The sequence below is a fragment of the Streptomyces sp. NPDC089915 genome, assembly GCF_040684675.1.
Taxonomy (GTDB): domain Bacteria; phylum Actinomycetota; class Actinomycetes; order Streptomycetales; family Streptomycetaceae; genus Streptomyces.
In genome coordinates this window covers 1-16,614 of the sequence record NZ_JBFBGN010000142.1, presented here as the reverse complement: position 1 = coordinate 16,614, position 16,614 = coordinate 1, and the positions used below count along the sequence as shown (strand labels likewise).

7 protein-coding genes and 1 pseudogene are annotated in these 16,614 nt (G+C 76.1%); 2 read left to right on the top strand and 6 right to left on the bottom strand.

The features are described 5' to 3' along the window. The 3 genes and pseudogenes from AB0O29_RS29345 to AB0O29_RS29335 form a co-directional block, all read right to left on the bottom strand. Positions 1-1,624, bottom strand: a pseudogene (locus AB0O29_RS29345) (hypothetical protein); the annotation flags it as partial. 179 nt (positions 1,625-1,803) lie between these two features. Next, positions 1,804-3,297, bottom strand: coding sequence for an MFS transporter (locus AB0O29_RS29340; protein WP_365157343.1), 1,494 nt, complete (start codon positions 3,295-3,297; stop codon positions 1,804-1,806). Positions 3,298-3,472: 175 nt separating this feature from the next. Continuing rightward, positions 3,473-4,276, bottom strand: coding sequence for an alpha/beta hydrolase (locus tag AB0O29_RS29335; RefSeq protein WP_365157340.1), 804 nt, complete (start codon positions 4,274-4,276; stop codon positions 3,473-3,475). Positions 4,277-4,511: 235 nt separating this feature from the next. On the opposite strand from AB0O29_RS29335, the gene AB0O29_RS29330 reads away from it, so the two are divergent. Together AB0O29_RS29330 and AB0O29_RS29325 are read left to right on the top strand one after the other, a co-directional pair. Beyond that, on the top strand, positions 4,512-5,804 hold the full coding sequence (locus AB0O29_RS29330) for a PLP-dependent aminotransferase family protein (RefSeq protein ID WP_365157337.1): 1,293 nt from the start codon (positions 4,512-4,514) through the stop codon (positions 5,802-5,804). Positions 5,805-5,855: 51 nt separating this feature from the next. Beyond that, a complete protein-coding gene (locus AB0O29_RS29325) occupies positions 5,856-6,617 on the top strand; it encodes an alpha/beta fold hydrolase (RefSeq protein WP_365157334.1) in 762 nt (253 codons plus the stop codon). Between the two features lie 63 nt (positions 6,618-6,680). On the opposite strand, the gene AB0O29_RS29320 is transcribed toward AB0O29_RS29325, so the two are convergent. The 3 genes from AB0O29_RS29320 to AB0O29_RS29310 form a co-directional block, all read right to left on the bottom strand. Continuing rightward, entirely contained in the window at positions 6,681-9,860 is a 3,180-nt protein-coding gene (locus AB0O29_RS29320) for an AMP-binding protein (RefSeq protein WP_365157331.1), read from the bottom strand. A 202-nt stretch (positions 9,861-10,062) separates the two neighbouring features. After that, positions 10,063-13,185: a type I polyketide synthase gene (locus tag AB0O29_RS29315; RefSeq protein WP_365157328.1), complete on the bottom strand. Its 3,123-nt coding sequence runs from the start codon at positions 13,183-13,185 to the stop codon at positions 10,063-10,065. Positions 13,186-13,189: 4 nt separating this feature from the next. Further along, the coding region (locus tag AB0O29_RS29310) for an SDR family NAD(P)-dependent oxidoreductase (protein ID WP_365157325.1) at positions 13,190-16,614 on the bottom strand (3,425 nt) is incomplete at its 5' end.

Sequence of the window (16,614 nt, the reverse complement as noted above, 5' to 3'; positions counted from 1 at the left end):
CCTGCGGCGTCGGCACCGACGACGCGCACGGCGCGGGCCACGCGGCGCTCGGCGTTGATGGCGCGGTCAGGGTCTTTCTGTTCGCCGGTGGGGGCGCGGGGGCGGGGCTGGGTGAGGGAGAGGGGGACGGTGAGGGAGTGGGAGTGGGGGTGGGTGAGGGGGACGGGGTGGGGGTCGCGGGGGCTCCCTGGTGGGGTGGGACGGGGAGGGGGGCCGGGGTCTCGGTGGCGAGGACGGTGTGCCGGTGGCCGATGAGGACCCCGGCGAGGGTGGCCCCCGCGATGACGGCGAGGGCGAGGAGGGCCGCCAGGACGGCCAGCGGGGTCCTGGCGGGCTTGGTCCGGCGGGGTGCGGGGGCGGTGCGGACCGCGGGAAAGGTGTCGAGGCGTTCGAGGACCACGCCCTCGATGACCTCGCGGCCGGCCCACTCGTGCCGGGTCCGCCGCTCCAGCCAGTGGGCGTCCTCACGCTGCTGTTCCAGGGTGTGGCGCAGCCGGATCAGCTCGGTGGACAGGGCCCGGTCCGCCGTCGGGCGCGGCTCCTCGCCGGGCTCCGGCACGGGGGCGCCGTCCGGGACCCGGGCCGGTACGGAGGCGCCCGCCGGGGACGAGGCCGGTACGGGCGCGCCGTCCAGGGACGGAGCCGGTACCGAGGCGCCCGCCAGAGACGAGGCCGGTACCGAGGCGCCCGCCGAAGACGAGGCCGGTACGGGCGCGCCAGCCAGGGGCGAAGCCGGGGCGGAGGCGCCCGCAGAGGGCGAGGCTGGTACGGAGGCGCCCGCCGGGGACGGAGCCGGGGCGGAGGCACCGGCCGGGGACGGAGCCGGTACGGAGGCACCGGCCGAAGGCGAGGCCGGTACGGAGGTGCCCGCCGGAGGCGAAGCCGCGGCAGAGCCACCCGCCGGAGGCGAAGCCGGTACGGGGGCGCCCGCCGGAGGCGAAGCCGGTACGGAGGCGCCCGCCGGAGGCGAAGCCGGGGCAGAGGCGCCCGCCGGGGACCGGGGCGGTACGGAGGTGCCCGCCGGGGGCGAGGCCGGGGCGGGGAGGCGGTGGTGGGTGGCGGTCTCGCGTTGGGAGCGGGCTTCGGCGACGGCGCGGCGTGCGGACTCCTCGGCGGCGCGGGCGGCGACCAGCTGGTCGAGCGCCTGGTCCAGCCGGCCGCGTAATCGCTCCGGCGGCGCGGGGTGCGCCGCCTCGGCGACTTTGGCTTGATCCTGGAGCATCGCCATCAGGGACAGCAGCCCCTCCACCAGGCGGCCGGAGGTGGCGAGGTCCTCCTGGGCCCGGCGCAGCGCCTCCTCCAGGCCGGGTGCGGGGGTGGCCTCCGCCTCCGCCTCGGCGTCGGCGGTCAGGGCCTGGGCGTGCAGCGCCCGGGCCCTGGTCAGGAGCTGCTGGCGGCCCCGGGGGTCGCGTACGCACTCCTTGACGACGAGACCCAGGCGACCGAGCGGGATGATCCGGGCGCCCGAACGGTACTCGCTCCAGGCCGTCTTCCCTCCCCCGAACCGCTGGGCCAGCTCCCGTACCGTCAGTCCGCCGGTGACCTGCCGCAGCAGCTCGGCCAGCTCGTTCGCGGCTTGGGAGCGGCCCTTCGGAGCTCCTTGTGGTCGTCCTGCCCTGGCCATGGTGTTCCCCCCTGGCGTCCGCGGTCCGCGGCGGGTGTCCGCCGCCGGGCCTGCGAGTGCAACAGGCGGGGTTGATCATGTCCATATCAGCGCGGGGAGGCTGTCCGAAAGGCGGCCCGCACAGCCGGAAGGCCGGCCCCGGGGTGGGGGCCGGCCTTCGCGGGGAGGTGCGGGCGGGGTCAGACGGCGGGTTCGGGCTCCGGGGTGGTGGCGGCCGGCTTCTTCTTGTCGCGCATGACCACGGCGGCCAGCAGGGCGGCGGCGAGCAGGCCGGCGGCGCCGAGGGTGAAGGTGGTGCCCATGGCGGAGGTGAAGGCCTCGCGGGCGGCGCGGACCGCGCCGGGGTCGCCGTGGGCGGCGGCCAGGGCGCCGGCGAGCGAGTGCTTGGCCTCGGCGGGGGCGCCGGCCGGCATCTTCGCCGCGTAGCCGCTGGTGAGCAGGGAGCCGAGGATGGCGATGCCGAGGGCGGTGCCGGCCTGCTGGATGGTGTCGTTGAGGGCGGAGCCGACGCCCGCCCGCTCCTCGGGGATGGTGGCCATCAGGGCGCCGACCGCGGCGGGCATGGCCGCGCCGGCGCCGAGGCCGAGGAGGCCGAGGGCGACCGCCGGGACGGTGAAGCCGCCGTCGGCGCCGACGGTGGTCAGCAGGGCGAACGCGCAGGCCATGACCAGCATGCCCGCCAGGACCAGGGGCCGGTTGCCGACCTTGGCGGCCAGGCCGGCGCCGGCGCCGTTGCCGATGAGGGCGGCGACGGCCAGCGGGACGAAGGCGAGGCCGGCCTTGAGGGGCGAGTAGCCGAGGACGAACTGCAGGTACTGGGTGAGGACCAGGAGCAGGCCGCCGTTGCCGATCTGGACGAGGGCCAGGGAGAGCGAACCGCCGCTGAAGTTGCGGTTCTTGAAGAGGACCAGCGGGACCATCGGGGAGTCGGTGGTGTTCTCCCAGACCACGAAGCCGACGAGGGCGACGACGGCCATGGCCAGGGCGGGGAGGGAGCGGGCGGCGAAGGCGCCGTACTGCGGGATCTCGATGATCCACCAGACGAGGGCGGTCATCCCGGTGGCGGAGAGGACGGCGCCCAGCGGGTCGGGCTTGGTCCAGGGGCCCTTGGACTCCGGCATGAGGGTGAGGGCGGCGACGACGGCGAGGACGACGACGGGGACGTTGATCAGGAAGATCGAGTGCCAGGAGAACCGGTCGATCAGGACGCCGCCGAGGACGGGGCTGCCGACCAGGCCGAGCATCGAGACGGAGCCCCAGGCGGCCATGGCCTTCGGCCGCTCCTCCTCGTCGAAGACGGTGATCAGGATGGAGAGGGTGGAGGGCATGATCAGGGCCCCGCCGACGCCCATGGCCACGCGTACGGCGATCACTTCGGCGGGATCGGCGGCGAAGGTCGCGGCGAGCGAGGCGGCGCCGAAGAGCAGCAGGCCGGTCAGCATGACCCGGCGGCGGCCGAACCGGTCGCCGAGGCTGCCCGAGGTGAGCAGGAGGCCGGCGAACACCAGGATGTAGGAGTCGAGGATCCACTGGGTGTCCTGGGCGCTCGCGCCGAGGTCGGCCGTCATGGAGGGGACCGCGACCGTCAGGGCCATGGAGTCGACGACGAGGACCAGCGTGCTCAGGCAGAGCACGATCAGGATCCACCAGCGGCGTGGGTTGCGGGTTTCCATGGGTGGTTCCCTCTCGGCTTCGCGGGCGGCGCCGGCGCTCGGTGTGCGTACGGCGTTGCTTGATGCGAACACTGTACGCACGATGGAACGATGTACGCAAGAGCTTGCCGGCGTACGCACGCCGCCCCCCGGCTCGAACGGGCCGGGGGGCGGGCGGTGGTGAGGGCGGGTCAGGTCAGAGGGTCGCGAGGAAGGCGCGGACCTCGGCGGCGAAGCCCTCGGGGTCGGCCTGCTGGACGAAGTGGTCGGTGTCCAGGGAGCGGTAGGCCGTGCGGGGGCGGCGGGCCGCCATGGCGAGGGCCTGATCGGCGGGGAGGACCTGGCTGCGCAGGCCGCGCAGGAGGAGGGCGGGGCAGTCGGTGGCGAGCCACTGCCTCCAGTGGTCGCCGTGGACGAGGGTCTCGGAGTCGACCGTGTCCCGGGGGTGGAACGGGAGGCGCCAGCCGGAGCCGTCGGCCAGCGGGCGCAGCACCGGCCCGAGCGCGGCGGCGAGGGGGCCGCAGGCGGCGGCGAGTTCCTCGCGGGTGGGCGCCGTGTAGGGGAAGCCGAGCACGAAGGCGAGCGGACTGGCGCCGTGGTCGGGGAGGTCGGCGGCGGTGTCGACGTTGATCAGCGCCTCGACCAGGTCCGGGCGTTCGGCGGCCAGGTGGCAGGCGTTGACCGCGCCGAGGGAGTGGCCGAGGAGGACCGCGCGGTCGAGGCCGAGGTGGTCGAGGAGGGCGACGAGGTCGGCGAGGTAGCCGGCACGGGTGTACTCGGGGGCGCGGTCGGAGTCGCCGTGTCCGCGCTGGTCGGGGGCGATCACCCGCCACTCGGGGCCGAGCGCGGCGGCCAGGGCGGTGAAGGAGGCGCCCTCGGAGAGGTGCCCGTGGAGGGCGACGAGGGGGCGGCCGGTGCCGCCGAAGTCCAGGTAGGACAGGGCGCGGCCGTCGACGGTCAGGGTGGCGCGGACGGGCTGGGCGGTGGCGGTGGCGGCCATGTCGGCGCTCCCTCGGGTCGGTTGGGGTGGCGGGCTTGCCGAGATCGACTATACGCACGTCTATGACGGTTGTTCAATACGGTTGTATAGATCCTGTGTTCCCGACCGCCCCCGCTCCACCGGGACCCCGGACGGCCGCCACCGTCCGGCGAGGTCCTCTTGAGGGGGCCTTGAGCCGGTCCCGAGCGCCGGCGCCGAAGCTGTCGGCCAAGGCCGCACGAGGTGGGGAGACGCAATGGGTCACTGTCCGCAGGGCGGCCGGAGCGAGCTCGATCCCCATGCCGGCCGGTACGCCGCGCGCACCGCGGGCATGACGGCCTCGGAGATCCGGGCGCTGTTCGCGGTCGCCAGCCGGCCCGAGGTGGTCTCGCTGGCCGGCGGGATGCCCAACCTCGCCGCGCTGCCGCTGGAGACGATCGCCGCCGAGACCGCGCGGATCATCGCCGAGGACGGGCTGACGGCACTGCAGTACGCCTCCGCGCAGGGCCTGCCGGTGCTGCGCGAGCAGATCTGCGAGGTGATGTCCCTGGAGGGCGTCGCCGCCCACCCGGACGACGTCCTCGTGACGGTCGGCTCGCAGATGGGCCTCGACCTGGTGGCCCGGCTGTTCTGCGATCCCGGGGACGTGGTGGTGGCCGAGGGCCCCTCGTACGTCGGCGCGCTGGGCTCCTTCGCCGCCTACCAGGCGGAGGTCGCGCACGTGGCCGTCGACGCCCACGGGCTGGTGCCGGAGGGGCTGCGGGCGGCGCTGCGGCAGGCCCGCAACGCCGGGCGGCGGGTCAAACTGCTGTACACGATCCCGAACTTCCACAACCCGTCCGGGGTGACCCTCTCCGTCGAACGGCGGGCGGAGATCCTGGAGATCTGCCGCACCCACGGCGTGCTGGTCGTCGAGGACAACCCGTACGGTCTGCTCGGCTTCGACGGCCGGACCTACCCGGCACTGCACTCCATGGACCCGGAGAACGTGGTCTACCTGGGCTCGTTCTCCAAGACCTTCGCCTCCGGCCTGCGGGTCGGCTGGGTGCTGGCGCCGCACGCGGTGCGGGAGAAGCTGGTGCTGGCCGCCGAGTCGGCCACGCTGTGCCCGCCCACCCTCAACCAGATGATCGTCTCGCGCTACCTGGCGACCCAGGACTGGCGCGGGCAGATCTCCGTCTTCCGGGAGAACTACCGCGAGCGCCGCGACGCCATGCTCCGCGCCCTGGAGGAGTTCCTGCCGCCGGGCTGCTCCTGGACCGAGCCGGACGGCGGGTTCTACGTGTGGGTGAAGGTGCCCGAGGGCGTGCACACGAAGGCGATGCTGCCGCGCGCGGTGGAGGCGCGGGTGGCGTACGCCTCGGGCACCGGGTTCTACACCAACGGGCTCGGCGGCCGCCGGATGCGGCTGTCGTACTGCTACCCCTCCCCGGAGCGGATCCGCGAGGGTGTGCGCCGGCTGGCGGGGGTGCTGGCGTCCGAGCCTGCCCTCATCCCCTCCTTCGGCCCGGTCGCGGGGCTGCGGGAGCGCGCGCCGGAAACGGTCTGACGGGCGCGCGGGACCCCGCGCGCCGTCCCCGGACGAAGGGACACCACGACGGTGAACAGCATCTGGTTCCGGCGCTACACCACGGCCACGGGGTACGGGCCGCGGCTCGTGTGCTTCCCGCACGCCGGTGGCTCCGCGACGGCCTACAAACCCCTGGCCCACGCCCTGCCCGCCGACTTCGACGTGATGGCCGTCCAGTACCCCGGGCGCCAGGACCGCTTCGCCGAGGAGCCGTTCACGGACCTGGAGCGGCTCGCCGACGCGGTCGCAGGAGAACTGGCGGGCGAGCTGGCCGCGGACCCCGGGCGGCCGTACGCCCTGTTCGGGCACAGCATGGGCGCCCTCGTCGCCTTCGAGACGGCGCTGCGCCTGGAACGGGCCGGACTCCCCGGCCCCCGGCGGCTGTTCGTCTCCGGCCGGGGCGCGCCGGACTCCCGTTCCGGGGAGCGCTACCGGCACTACGGGGACGCCGACGTACTGGCCGAGCTGCACCGGCTCAGCGGCACCGACCGGGTGCTGCTCGACAACCCGGAGGTGCTGGAGATGGTGCTGCCGGCGCTGCGGGCGGACTACCGGGCCGTCGGCACGTACGTCTGGGGCGGGGGCGGGCCGCTGGCCGTCCCGGTGACCGCCCTGATCGGGGACGCGGACCCGGTGGTGGCGGTCTCGGAGACCCCGGCGTGGGAGGCGCACACCACGGGCGGGTTCGCCCTGGAGGTCTTCCCCGGCGGGCACTTCTACCTCAACGACCAGATGGGCCGGGTCGCCGCGGCGGTCACCGAGGGGCTGTACGCGCGGGCCTTCGCCGCCTGATCCGAAGGACACGGCCGGGCGCGGCCGGGCCGGACACCCCGGGGGGTGTCCGGCCCGGGCCGGTCAGAGGACCGCGCCGTCCCTCGTCCGCCGGCGCAGGCTCGGCCTGCTGGACTGCGCGAGGTCCTTCCACATGTCGGACAGGCCGGTGACGGTGCGGGCCGCGAACAGGCGGCGGATGGACACCTCCTGGTGCAGCTCGGCCCGGATCAGGCCGACCAGCCGGATCGCCCGCAGGGAGTTGCCGCCGAGGTCGAAGAAGTCCTCGTCGATGCCGACCCGGTCCAGCTCCAGCACCTCGGCGAAGGCCTTGGCGAGGATCCGCTCGGTGTCGTTGCGCGGCGCCCGGTAGGTGTCGGCGTCGGACACGGGCTCCGGCAGCGCCGCCCGGTCCAGCCGCCCGTCGGCCGTCACCGGCAGCCGCTCCAGCACGGTGAACACCGACGGCACCAGGGCCTCCGGCAGCCAGCCCGCGGCGAACCGGCGCAGTTCCTCGGCCGACACGGTCCGGCCGGCGACCGGGACCACGTAGGCGACGAGGCGCTGCTGGCCGGAGCCGTCCTCCCGGACGGCGGCCGCGGTCTGCGCCAGGCCGGTGTGCTCGGAGAGCACCTCCTCGATCTCGGCCAGCTCGACGCGGACCCCGCGCACCTCGGCCCGGGTGCCGGGCCCGCCCACGTACTCCAGGAGGCCCTCGGTGCCCCAGCGCACCCGGTCCCCGGTGCGGTACATGAGCCCGCCGGCCGGGCCGAACGGGCAGGGCACGAAGCGCCCGGCGGTCGCCGCGGGCCGGCCGGCGTAGCCGCGGGCCACGCCGGGGCCGGCCACGTACAGCTCGCCGGCGACGCCCACGGGGACCGGCGCCAGGCCCGGGCCGAGCACGTAGAGGCGGGCTGAGCCGGCGGGGCGGCCGACCGCGCCCGCGTGGCGCACCGGTTCGCCGGCGGCCAGGACGTGGCGGGCCGCGGACCCGCCCGTCTCGGCCGGGCCGTAGCCGTGGACGATCGTCAGGTCGGGGCAGGCCTCCCGGACCCGCCGCAGCGCGGCGGCGGGCACCCGCTCGCCGCCGGTCCACACCTCGCGCAGTCCGGCGAGCCGCTCGGGGCGGTCGGCGGCGGCCGCCGAGAGCGCGCCCGCGGGCAGCCACAGGGTGGTGACGCCGTGGGTCTCGCGCTCCTCGGCGAGCGCGTCGAGGTCCAGTCCGCCCGGGGGCGCCACGACGACCCCGCCGCCGTTGAGCAGGGGGGCCCAGAGTTCGAGGGCGAGCGCGTCGGAGGTGTGCGGGGCGTGCCACAGCACGGTGCTGCGGGCGGACTCGCGCCAGCGCGGGTCCAGGGCGAAGCGGGCCGCGTTGCGGTGGGTCACGGCGACCCGGGCGTCCCCGTCCGGGCCGGAGCCGGGAAGGAGGGCCAGCAGGGCGTCCGGGTGCGGGGCGGGCGCGGTCTGCGGGGCGGCTTCGCCGGTCTCCGCCAGGAGGTCCTCGATCAGGAGCCGCTCGGTGCCCGGGAGGTCGGGGAGCGTCGCGGCGGCGGTGGTGAGGAGCAGGCGAGCCGGCGCCGTGGCCGGCTCCGGGGAGGCGGGGTCGAGGGGGAGGTAGGCCGCTCCGGCCTTGGCCACGCCCAGCAGGGCGACGGCCAGTTCCGGCGAGCGGGGCAGCGCCACCGCGACGGTGGTCTCGGGTCCGGCCGTCCGGCGGCGCAGTGCCCCGGCCAGGCGGGTCGAGCGGGCGTCGAGTTCCCGGTAGGAGAGCGCGAGGTCTCCGCTGACGAGGGCGAGGGCCTCGGGGTCCCGTTCCGCCTGACGGGCGAAGAGTTCCGGAATGCTTGCGTCCGGTTCGGCCGGGTCCGTGGCCTCCGCGGCGTCCCGCGCCGGCAGCACCCGGTCGCGCTCGGCCCCGGCCAGCACGTCGAGCGCGCCGACCGGCCGCTCGGGACCGGCCACGGCGGCGCGGATGTACGCGATCAGCTCCTCGCCGATGAAGCGCAGTTCGGCGCGGTGGTAGAGGCCGGAGGGGGCGTCGAGGCGGACGTACAGGTCGCTGTCGGCGCTGCCGTCGGTGTAGACGCCGATGGACAGCTCCTCGAAGGTGCCCGTGGTGGCGCCGGAGTAGCGGGCCGGGCTGTCGCCGAAGCGGAGCTGCTCGGCGAACTCGACGACGTTGACGACGGCGCCGAAGCTGCCGCGGCCGCTCAGCACGGTCCCGCTCGCGCGCTGGATGTCGGAGTAGTGGCAGGCGGTGTGGTCGAAGATCTCGTAGGTCTCGTCGACGAGGGCGTCGGTGACCTCCGCGAAGGTGGCGCCGAGCGGGATCGCGGCCCGGACCGGCACCACGTTCACCGCCAGGCCGGGGGTGCGGCTGGCGACCCCGACGCGGTTGCTGACGGCGAGGGAGAAGAGGAACTCCGGGCGGTCGCAGCGGTGGCGCAGGAAGACGGCGGCGGCCGCGGTCAGCAGCTGCGACTTCCACACGCCCATGGCCTCGGCGGCCTCGGTCCAGGTGTCGGCCTCGGCGCGCGGGACGGTGAGCGTACGGCTGACCATGCCGATGGTCTCGGCCACCTCGGACCAGAGGTCGGCGCTGCTCAGCGGCTCGGAGAGGGCGGCGCGCTGGGCGTCGGAGAGGGCCACGCGCGGGACCTGGGCGGGGGCGGGGGCGCCCTGGAGGTACTCGCGCCAGAAGGCGGTGTCCTCGGTGAACCGCTCGGAGGCGAGGTACTCGACGGCCTCGGCCGCGAAGGACCCGGCGTCCCACGGGTGCGCGGGCTCCGGTACGGCCTCGCCCCGGACCAGGGCCGTGTAGACCTCGGCGAGGCGGCGGGAGAGCAGTCCGCCGGCGCCGAACCCGTCGGAGACGAGGTGGTGGTAGGCGATCACCAGCAGGGAGCGGGCCCCGCCCAGCCTGACCACGCCGAGCCGGAAGAGGAGGTCGCGTTCCAGGTCGAAGGGCTCGCGCACCATCTCGGCCAGGGCCTCGCGGGCCGCCTTCTCGGGGTCGGCCGCGTCGGCGAGGTCGAGGAAGAACGGCCGCCAGTCCCCCAGTTCGCGGGGGACCAGCCGCAGGCCCTCGCCCGCGTCGACGAAGTTGACGCGCAGCACCTCCGCCTCGCCCATCACGTGCAGGAACGCCTCGCCGATGGCCGTCCGGTCCAGCTCACCGTCCACGTCCCACATGGTCAGCGCGTGGTTGGGCGTGTCGGGCGCCATCTCCTGCGCCCGCCACATCCCCTCATGCGCGGACGACACACCGAACGAAGGCACACAGATCAACCCCTCAGCAGACAGGCCCGGGAACCGGCGGAACTCGCAGATCACCCCCACCTTCGGGGAAGCCCACCGGTCCTTCAAGACACCTGGGTGCCGGGCGGCGCGGGCGGTTGCCGAGGTGGCGTGTCCCGCCGGCGGGACACGCCCGCCGGGCGGGACGGGCGCCGGCCGCGCCCGGGTCTCACCGTGCCCCGGCCCCGCTCAGCAGGCCCGTGATGTGCCCGGCGATCCGGCGCGGCGAGGGCTGGCGCAGGACCAGGTTCGCCCGCAGCTTGAGTCCGGTCGAGGCGGTCAGGCGCTTGCTCAGCTCCGCCGACAGCAGCGAGTCGAACCCGATCTCCCTGAACTCCTGGTCGGGGTCGACCGAGGCGCCGGAGGCGTGGCCGAGCACGAGCGCCACCTTCTCCAGGACGTGCGCGAGCACGAGCGCCCCCGCGTCCTCGCCGGAGAGGGCGGCGATCCGCTCCGGCAGCGGGACGGCGCGGTCCTCCGCGCCCTCCCCGTCCGCCGGGACGAGCTCGGCGGCGGCCGCCGCCGTCCGCGCCGAGGCCAGCCAGTAGCGCTGCCGCTGGAAGGCGTACGTGGGGAGGTCCGCGAGGGGGCGCTCCCCGAACAGCGCGCTCCAGTCGACGGAGCCGCCCCGGACGTGGAGCCCGGCGAGGGAGCCGAGGACGGACTCCGCCTCGTCGCGGTCGCGGCGGGAGGAGGAGAGCACCAGGGCGTCGTCGAGGTCCTCGACGATCTCCTGGACCGGGACGGTCAGCACGGGGTGCGGGCTCATCTCGATGAACACCCGGAACCCGTCGTCGGCCATCCGCCGGACGGAGGACTCGAAAAGGACCCTTTCGCGCAGGTTGTCGTACCAGTACTCGGCGTTCAGCCGGGAGGTGTCGATGACCTCGCCGTACAGGGTCGAGTAGAAGGGCACCGCCGAGGGCCCGGGGACGATCCCGGCCAGCGGCGCGGTCACCTGGTCCCGGACCCGGGCCACCTGGTGGGAGTGGGAGGCGTAGTCCACCGCGATCCGCCGGGCCTGGGCACCGTCGGCCTTCATCTTCTCGACGAACTCGTCGAGCGCGTCCGGCTCCCCGGAGACCACCACCGAGCGGGGGCCGTTGACGACGGCGACGCTGATCCGGCCGCTCCAGGGCGCCAGCCGCTCCTCGACGACCTCGGCGGACTCCGCGACCGAGGCCATCCCGCCGTATCCGATCAGGTCCACCAGGGCCCTGCTGCGCAGCGCGACGACCCGGGCGGCGTCCCGCAGGGACAGCGCGCCGCTCACGCAGGCGGCGGCGATCTCGCCCTGGCTGTGCCCCACCACCGCGGCCGGTTCCACGCCCCAGGAGCGCCACAGGCCGGCCATGGAGACCATGACCGCGAACAGCGCCGGCTGGACCACGTCCACCCGGTCCAGGGACGGCGCCCCCTCCGCGCCGTGCAGCACGTCGATCAGCGACCAGTCGACCCACTCGGAGAGGGCCTCGGCGCAGGCGTCGAGCTCCCGGGCGAAGACCGGGAAGTCGGCGTACATCCGCCGGCCCATGCCCACCCACTGCGAGCCCTGCCCGGGGAAGACGAAGGCGACGCCGCCGGGCCTGCCGGCCGTGCCCCGCACCACCGCCGGGGACTCCGCGCCCCCGCCCAGGGAGGCGAGCGCGTCCAGCAGCCCGTCGCGGCCGCGCCCGAGGACCACCGCGCGGTGGTCGAACCGCGACCGGGCCGACACCAGCGAGGCGCCGACGGCGGCGAGGTCGGCGTCCGGGTCGGCGGCGAGGAAGGCGCGCAGCCTGGCCGCCTGCCCCTCCACGGCGGCCGCGCTCTTGCCCGACAGCACCCAGGGCACCAGCCCGCCGGGGAGGGCGGGGCCCGGGCCGGGCGCCTCGGCCGGCTCCCGCGGCGGGGCCTCCTCCAGGATGACGTGGGCGTTGGTGCCGCTGACCCCGAAGGAGGAGACCCCGGCCCGGCGCGGGCCCTGCGCCCGGGTCCACTCCCGTCCCTCCACCAGCAGTTCGACCCCGCCGGAGGACCAGTCCACGTGCCGCGAGGGCTCCCCCACGTGGAGGGTCGGGGGCAGGTGGCGGTGGCGCATGGCCATCACGGTCTTGATCACCCCGGCGACGCCGGCGGCGGCCTGGGCGTGCCCCATGTTCGACTTCAGGGAGCCCAGCCACAGCGGCCGCCCCTCGGGCCGGTCCCCGCCGTAGGCGGCGATCAGGGCGTCGGCCTCGATGGGGTCGCCGAGGACGGTTCCGGTGCCGTGGGCCTCGACGAGGTCCACCTCGGCGGGGGCGACCCCGGCGTTGGCCAGGGCCCGGCGGATCACCTTCTCCTGGGCCCGGCCGTTGGGGGCGGTCAGCCCGTTGCTGGCGCCGTCCTGGTTGACGGCGGAGCCGCGGACGAGGGCGAGCACCGGGTGGCCGTTGCGGCGGGCGTCGGAGAGCCGCTCCAGCAGCAGGACGCCGACGCCCTCGGCCCAGCCGGTGCCGTCCGCGCCGTCCGCGAAGGCCTTGCAGCGGCCGTCGGGCGAGAGCGCCCCCTGCCGGGCGAACTCCACGAAGGCGGCGGGCGAGGACATCACCAGCGCCCCGCCCGCCAGCGCGAGGGAGCACTCCCCCGCGCGCAGCGACTGGACCGCCATGTGCAGGGCCACCAGCGAGGAGGAGCAGGCGGTGTCCAGGGAGACGGCCGGACCGGTCAGCCCCAGTTCGTACGCCACGCGGCCGGAGGCCACGCTGAGGGAGCTGCCGTACAGCAGGTAGCCCTCCAGCTCGCGCTGGCCGGCCTCCAGGAAGCGCCATCCGTACTCGGTCGAGCTGACCCCGGAGAAGACGCCGACCTCGCTCCCGCGGACGTCGGCGGGGACGATGCCGGCCCGTTCGAAGGCCTCCCAGGAGGTCTCCAGCAGCAGGCGCTGCTGCGGGTCGGTGGCCAGGGCCTCGCGGGGGCTGATGCCGAAGAACTCGGCGTCGAAGCCGGCCGCGTCGGCCAGGAAGCCGCCCTGGCGGACGTATGCGCTGCCGGGGGCGTCGGGGTCCGGGTCGTACACGTCCCGCCAGCCGCGGTCCGCGGGGAAGGCGTCGACGACGTCCCGGCCCTCGCGGACCACGTCCCACAGCTCCTCGGGCGAGGACACGCCCCCGGGGTAGCGGCATGCCATGGACACCACGGCGATCGGCTCGCCGCGGCCGGCCTTGAGGGCCTCGTTCTCCTGGCGGAGGCGGTCGCGTTCCTCCAGGAGCGTGCGGAGCGCCCGCTGGACCCGGTCCGCGCCCTCCGCCGTCTGATCCGCGGAGTTGGTCATCTCACTACCTCTTCTCATCCAGGGCCAGGTCGAGCAGGGCGTCCAGGTCCATGCCCGCCAGTTCGTCCGCGTCGGCGGCCTCGTCCGCCGGCGGTGCGGCGCCGTCCTGCCCGGGCGGGTTGGCGCAGGCCAGAACGGCCTCCAGGACGCCGGCCCGGCGCAGGGCGTCGATCGGGACGGTGCGCAGGAGCTCCCTGATCTCCGCGTCCCCCGCCGGGTCCGGCTCCCCCGTCTCCTGCGGTCCGGCGTCGGGACGGAGCAGGCCGAGGAGGTGCGGGCCCAGTTCGCGGGGGGTCGGGTAGCTGAAGACGAGGGTGGACGGCAGGCGCAGTCCGGTGGCGGCGGCCAGCCGGTTGCACAGTTCGACGGCGGTCAGCGAGTCGAATCCGAGCTGGGTGAAGGGCTGTTCGGCGTCGACGGCGGCCGCGGACGGGTGGCCGAGGACGACGGCGGCCTGTTCGCGGACCCAGTCCACGGCGGCGGCCTCCGCCTCGGGCGCGGGCAGGCTCCCCAGCCGGGCGACCGGGCTCGCGGAGCCCGGCTCCCCGGCGGTGCCCGTCCTCGCGCGGCGGGGGCGCACGCCCTCGGCGAGGCCGCGCAGGAGCGGCGGCAGCTCGTCGGCGTTCCTGCCGCGCAGGCCCGCGAGGTCCACCCGGGCCGGGACGAGGACCGCCCGGTCGCTCGCGCAGGCCTCGTCGAACAGGCCGAGGGCCTCGGGGGTCGGCATGGGGGCGATGCCCATCCGCCGGAGCCGGGAGAGGTCGGCCCGGCCCAGGTCCTCGGTCATCCCGCTGCTCTGTTCCCACCAGCCCCAGGCCAGGGAGGCGGCGGGCCGTCCGGCGGCCCGGCGGTGGGCCGCCAGGCCGTCGAGGAAGCCGTTGGCCGCCGCGTAGTTGGCCTGTCCGGCGGTGCCGATCGTGCCCGCGAGGGCGGAGAACTGGAGGAACGCCGACAGGGTGTGCCCGCGGGTCAGCTCGTCCAGGTGGACGGCGCCGTCCACCTTGGCGCGCAGCACGCGGCGCAGGCTCTGCGGGGTCAGCGACTCGACGGTGCCGTCCGCCAGCACCCCGGCCGCGTGGACGACGGCGGTCAGCGGGTGGCCGGCGGGCATGTCCGCGAGCAGTCCGGCCACGGCGGCCCGGTCGGCGATGTCGCAGGCCACGACCCGGACGGCGGCGCCGGCCGCCTCCAGCTCCGCGACCAGCGCGGGGACCCCGTCGGCGGCCGCTCCGCGGCGGCTCGCCAGGACCAGGCTGCGCACGCCGCGTTCGGCGACCAGGTGCCGGGCGATCAGGGAGCCGACGCCGCCGGTGCCGCCGGTGACCAGGACGGTGCCGCCGCCGAGGCCCTCGCCGAGTTCGAGGACGAGCTTGCCGGTGTGGCGGCCCTGGCTCATCTCGCGGAACGCCGAGCGGGCGTCGCGGACGTGGCGGACGGAGACCGGGCCGAGCCGCAGGCTGCCGTCCGCGAACAGCTCCATGACCTCGCGGAACATCGTCTGGAGGGCGTCCGGGCCGGCCGATCCGTAGAGGTCGAAGGCCCGGTAGTCGACCCCGGGGTGGTCGGCGGCCACCTGCCGGGGGTCGCGGATGTCCGTCTTGCCCATCTCGATGAAGTCGCCGCCGCCCGGGAGCAGTCGCAGGGAGGCGTCGACGAAGGCGTGCGCGAGGGAGTTGAGGACGACGTCCACCCCGCGGCCGCCCGTGGAGTCGAGGAACTTCTGGACGAAGTGCAGGTCGCGCGAGGACGCCAGGTGCGCGTCGTCCAGGCCCTGGGCGCGCAGGGCGGGCCACTTGGCGGGGCCGGCGGTCGCGTACACCTCGGCGCCGGCGTACCGGGCGAGCTGTACGGCGGCGGTGCCGACGCCGCCGGAGGCGGCGTGGATGAGGATGCGCTGCCCCTTCTCCAGCCGCATCACGTGGAAGAGGGCGTAGTAGGCGGTGAGGAAGGTGCTGGGGACGGACGCCGCCTCGGCGTGGCTCCAGCCGTCGGGGACCGGGGTCAGCAGGCGGTGGTCGGCCACGGCGACCGGGGCGAAGGCGCCGGGGAAGATGCCGGTGACCCGGTCGCCGGGGCGGAAGGCGGTCACGTCGTCCGCCGTCTCCAGGACCACGCCGGAGCCCTCGCTGCCGAGTCCGGCGTCGAAGTCGGTCCGGTCGATGAGCCCGAGGGCGATCGTGACGTCGCGGAAGTTGAGGCCCGCCGCCCGGACGGCGATGCGGACCTGTCCGCTCTCCAGGGGCGCCTCCACCTCGGGGCAGGGCACCCACGCGAGGTTCTCCAGGGTGCCCTGGCGCGGGATGCCCAGGCGGTACGCGCCCCGCGCGGGCGGTTCGAGCCGCGGGTCGGCCGGGGCCGGGGCCAGGCGGGGGACGAGGGGGGCGCCGTCGCGCAGGGCCAGCTGGTCCTCGTCGAGCCGCAGGGCGTCCGCGAGGGCGCTGCCGGCGGTGTCGGCGGAGTCGACGTCGATGAGCCGGAACCGGCCGGGGTGCTCGGTCTGGGCGGAGCGGACCAGGCCCCACACGGAGGCGCCGGGGAGGCTCTCGACGTCTTCGGCCGCGCCGGCGGCCTGGGCCCGGCGGGTGAGCAGCACCAGGGTGGACGCGGCGAGCCGTTCGTCGGCGAGGAACCGCTGGACCAGGTCGAGTACGCGTTCGGCCGTCTCGGCGACGGCGGTGGGGGTTTCGGCGCCGTCGGGGACGAGGTCGTCGACGCGGAGCACGAGGTGGCGGGGGGCGTCCGCGCCGGAGGGGACCTCGGCGAGGGTGGGGTGGAGGGCGGCGCCGCCCGCCCCGGCGAGCCGGGCGGCCGGGCCGTCCGCGGCGCCGAGCACGGCCCAGGGTGCGGGGGCGGTGTCCCGGGGCCGCTGGGGGGCCGCGCTCCAGTCGAGCGCGTACAGGGGCCGCTCGCGGCCGGCGCCGGCCGGGCGGACCTGTTCGGCGGTGGCGGGGCGGAAGGTCAGCGCGTCGACGCGGGCGACGGGGCGGCCCCGTTCGTCGGCGACGTCCAGGGCGACGACGCCTTCGCCCGCCGGGGTGAGCCGGACGCGGACGGTCGGGCCGCAGGTCCCGGTGAGGGCCGCGCCGGACCAGGAGAAGGGCATCCAGCCCCGCTCCTCGGTGACGGTGAGGACCCCGCCGACGACCACGGCGTGGAGCACGGTGTCGGTGAGCGCCGGGTGCAGGGCGAACCCGTCGCCGGACGCCGTCCGGGCGTCCTCCGGGAGGGTGGCGAGGGCGAAGAGCTCCTCGCCGCGCCGCCAGACCTCGCGCAGTCCGCGGAAGGCCGGGCCGTAGTCGAAGCCGCGGTCGGCGAGGGAGTCGTAGAGGCCGTCGAAGGCGAGGGGTTCGGCGCCGGCCGGGGGCCAGGCCGCGAGCGGCGCCCCCGGGGCGGCGGCGGCCGGGGCGGTGGCGGTGGCGGTTCGGCTGC

Excerpts from the sequence above, each read along its gene's own strand:
- AB0O29_RS29340 (WP_365157343.1), bottom strand. The coding sequence starts at position 3,297 with ATGGAAACCCGCAACCCACGCCGCTGGTGGATCCTGATCGTGCTCTGC.
- AB0O29_RS29335 (WP_365157340.1), bottom strand. The coding sequence starts at position 4,276 with ATGGCCGCCACCGCCACCGCCCAGCCCGTCCGCGCCACCCTGACCGTC.
- AB0O29_RS29330 (WP_365157337.1), top strand. The coding sequence starts at position 4,512 with ATGGGTCACTGTCCGCAGGGCGGCCGGAGCGAGCTCGATCCCCATGCC.
- AB0O29_RS29315 (WP_365157328.1), bottom strand. The coding sequence starts at position 13,185 with ATGACCAACTCCGCGGATCAGACGGCGGAGGGCGCGGACCGGGTCCAG.